The organism is Novipirellula sp. (genome assembly GCF_041583735.1).
Taxonomy (GTDB): domain Bacteria; phylum Planctomycetota; class Planctomycetia; order Pirellulales; family Pirellulaceae; genus Novipirellula.
In genome coordinates, this window is record NZ_JBFHFD010000806.1 from 1 (window position 1) to 3,403 (window position 3,403).

4 protein-coding genes are annotated in these 3,403 nt (G+C 54.5%); 3 read left to right on the forward strand and 1 reads right to left on the reverse strand.

The genetic code is table 11. The features are described from left to right. The 3 genes from ABX962_RS33020 to ABX962_RS33030 all read left to right on the forward strand — a co-directional run. The coding region (locus tag ABX962_RS33020; RefSeq protein ID WP_372725941.1) for an alpha-L-fucosidase at positions 1-1,634 on the forward strand (1,634 nt) is incomplete at its 5' end. Between the two features lie 116 nt (positions 1,635-1,750). Then, entirely contained in the window at positions 1,751-1,957 is a 207-nt protein-coding gene (locus ABX962_RS33025) for a BON domain-containing protein (RefSeq protein WP_372725942.1), read from the forward strand. Between the two features lie 481 nt (positions 1,958-2,438). Next, positions 2,439-3,107: a hypothetical protein gene (locus ABX962_RS33030; protein WP_372725943.1), complete on the forward strand. Its 669-nt coding sequence runs from the start codon at positions 2,439-2,441 to the stop codon at positions 3,105-3,107. Here the strand turns inward: ABX962_RS33030 and ABX962_RS33035 are convergent. Then, a partial coding sequence (locus tag ABX962_RS33035; protein ID WP_372725944.1) for a helix-turn-helix domain-containing protein occupies positions 3,108-3,403 on the reverse strand: 296 nt, incomplete at its 5' end.

Sequence of the window (3,403 nt, forward strand, 5' to 3'; positions counted from 1 at the left end):
AAGCGAAATTCGGCATGTTTGTTCATTGGGGCATCTACTCGACCGTCGGTGGCGAATACAACGGCCAAAAGCTGCCCAACAGCGCCGAATGGATGATGGCTCGTGGGAAGATCCCGATCGCGGAATACGAAAAGTACGCTGCCCAGTTTAACCCGACTCAATTTGATGCGTCGGAATTTGTCGGTCTGGCAAAGCAAGCGGGAATGAAATACTTGGTCATCACGGCCAAGCATCACGATGGTTTCGCGATGTTCGATTCCAAAGCGAATCACTTCAACGTCGTCGACGCGACGCCGTTTGGCCGTGACATCATGAAAGAGCTGGCCGAAGCATGCCAAGAACAAGGCATTCGATTCGGTTTCTACTATTCTCAAGCCCAAGATTGGCATCACCCCGGTGGCTTTGGCAACAGTTGGGACAAGTCGATCCAACGCGTCAGCTCGGATGAATACGTGATGAACAAGGCTGTTCCCGAGGTCAAGCAATTGCTTACCGAGTATGGCCCGATCGGCATTTTTTGGTGGGACACGCCACGAAAGATGAGCCGCGAATCGTTTGACGCATTGCATTCGCTGACCAAGCTGCAGCCCAACGTCATCACCAACGATCGTTTGGGCGAAGGTTATCGCGGTGACTACAAAACGTTTGAACGCCAAATCCCGCCTCATGCTCCGGGCGAAGAGGACTGGGAAGTCTGCATGCCAATCAGCGGTAGCTGGGGCTATAAGAAAGGGGATAACGACTTCAAATCCACCACCACCTTGGTCCGCAATTTGATCGATATCGCTAGCAAGGGAGGCAACTATCTGTTGAATGTCAGCCCCACCGGCGAAGGAACGCTGCTGCCCGAGGCGGTCGAGCGACTAAAGGGTGTTGGAAAATGGATGGATGTGAATGGCGAATCTATCTATGGAACCACGGCTAGTCCGCTGCCCAAATTGGACTGGGGACGCTGCACCGCAAAATCAGTGGACGGCAAAACGATCTTGTACTTGCACGTTTTTGATTGGCCTGCGGATGGAAAACTTTTGGTTCCCGGTATCACGAACCAAGTCCACCATGCCAAATTGTTAGCCGATGACAGTTTTCTGAAAGCAAAATCCACCGACAGCGGAGTGGAATTAACGTTGTCAAGCGACGCACCCGATGAGTTCGCCAGTGTGATTGAAATGAAAATCGATGGCGCGCCCCAAGTCGCCGTCCAACTGCCCACGCCCGATGCGAAGGGCACTTTGGTGCTTTCGGCTGACACCGGCTATATCCACAACAACGAAGGTAGCCGGCAAGCCGACATTCGGTTCCATTCGGACATTCCGCACATCGGATACTGGGTGGATGACCAAGCATGGGTGGAATGGAACATCAACATCGATCGCCCGGGACGCTACGAAGTTACCGCGACGCTGTCGATGGAAAAGGAGAAGAGTCGTGTTGGCTTTGGACACGCCGGCGAATTGCAAACGGTGGAAATCAAGTCGACGGGCGGCTACGGAAACTATGACATCCGTACGCTTGGAACCATCGAATTCGATCAATCCGGCCAATACAGTTTTCGGATCAAACCGGACGCCGGTCATTGGCAACCGATCAATCTTCGCTCGGTGACGCTCAAGCGGACGGATGAGCTGAAGTAGATTCGCTCGGCGAAAAAAAAGAGCGAACATCTAGCGAGGTGGCGTGACGTCCCTTGCACGAATTCGTCCTTCAACGGTAGGCCATGATGAATTGCCACCTACCGTCGAGGCGAACTATGAATCGAAATCTTCCGTCCATCGAATTCCGTGTAAAATCCTCACTCACCCGAGTGGGATGTGTCGATTTGACCGTTACCGACTGTGGGGACGGGGACGTTGAGATCAAAGGCAACGTCGACTCTTACAACGACCGGGTCATGGCGATCACGGTCACCCGCGCCCTGCCTGGGGTAAGACGGATCACCGATTTGATGCGACATTAGCCGCCGCCGGACTCTGCATTGACTCTGGCTTCTAAACGAGCGGTCTCTAAAGCGAGCGGCTTCCAATCAAGACGCCGGGTCCCCACCCTCGTTGTCGCGGCTCTCAAGGACACCAGCTCTCAAGGACACCAGCTCTCAAGGACACCAGCTCTCAAGGACACCAGCTCTCAAGGACGCCAGCTCACAAGGACACCAGCTCACAAGGACGCCAGCCCACAAGGACGCCAGCCCACAAGGACGCCAGCCCACAAGGACGCCAGCCCACAAGGATTTTGGGGCATAACGACGTCGGGGCACATCAAGACGCCTCTACAGCAGGGCAAAAAAGATGAGCCGCCAAACAAGCAATGCGTCATCGGCAGCGGCAGGGTGACAGGGATTTTGGAGTTTTTCTGATAATTTTCGGCGAGGGTCATTTTCAATCAAAACATCGTAAATCGCGGCGATTTTGACGCAAGAGGATTGGTTCGAAACCACGAAGATGACCACTGTGATCGCATCAAGCATAGGGTTGCCTGATGCCGAACTCAGCAATCTAAACCGAGAAAGCGACATGAACATTTCCGCATCGGCTTCGTCGTTCAGCAGCCAAGCCTCTGCCACTAGCCGACCGGCCCAAGGCCCGCCTCCAAAGAAACAAGAAACGCTTGCCGCAGCGTTGACCGCAGTGGGAGTGGACGATTCGACCGCCTCGAGTGTCCTGAGTCAGGTGGAAGAAGCGGTCGAGGAGGTCAAGTCGAGTTCGGCGTCGGGGTCGACCAGTGAAACCGCCATCCGTTCGGCGATCGATGGCGTGTTAGAAGCCAACGGTATCGATTCTGAAAAAGTCGGCGAGGCGATCCAGGGCAATCGGCCAGCAGGCCCACGGCCCGGCCGAGGCCCCAAGCCCGAAGAGGACGATTCCTCGACAGTCGAATCTGCATTGCTGGCCGCCGACGTTGACGAAACCGAAGTGGATCAACTGTTGAACCAGTTGATTGAAACGCTCACCGAGCAGCAAGAGAGCCAATCGGGAAATGTTTCATCCGAATCCGTCCGCGCGGCATGGACTCAGGTCCTCGAAGACAACGGAGTGAACGTCGAGAAGTTTGAACAAGCACTGGGCAAGCAACTCGGATCGACCGGCAACTTCTTTAACCGCGTCGCCTAATCACTTGCGATTATCCACTTGGTGTTTGGCGCGATAATCACCGGGCGTCTGACCAGTTTCGCGTTTAAAAACGGCACACAAGCTCTCTTTATGGCTGTAACCGGCCCTGGGTGCGAGCTGTTCAAGGGTCATATCGGTTTCGCGAAGCAATTGCTTGGTCCGCTCGATTTGCGTTGCCATGATTTGTTCGTGAGGTGTACGGCCCAACACCTCACGAAAACGACGTTCCAATTGCCGCCGCGACAGCGATGTTGATTGGGTGACATCGTTGACGTTAATCCCGTCACAAGCGTGAA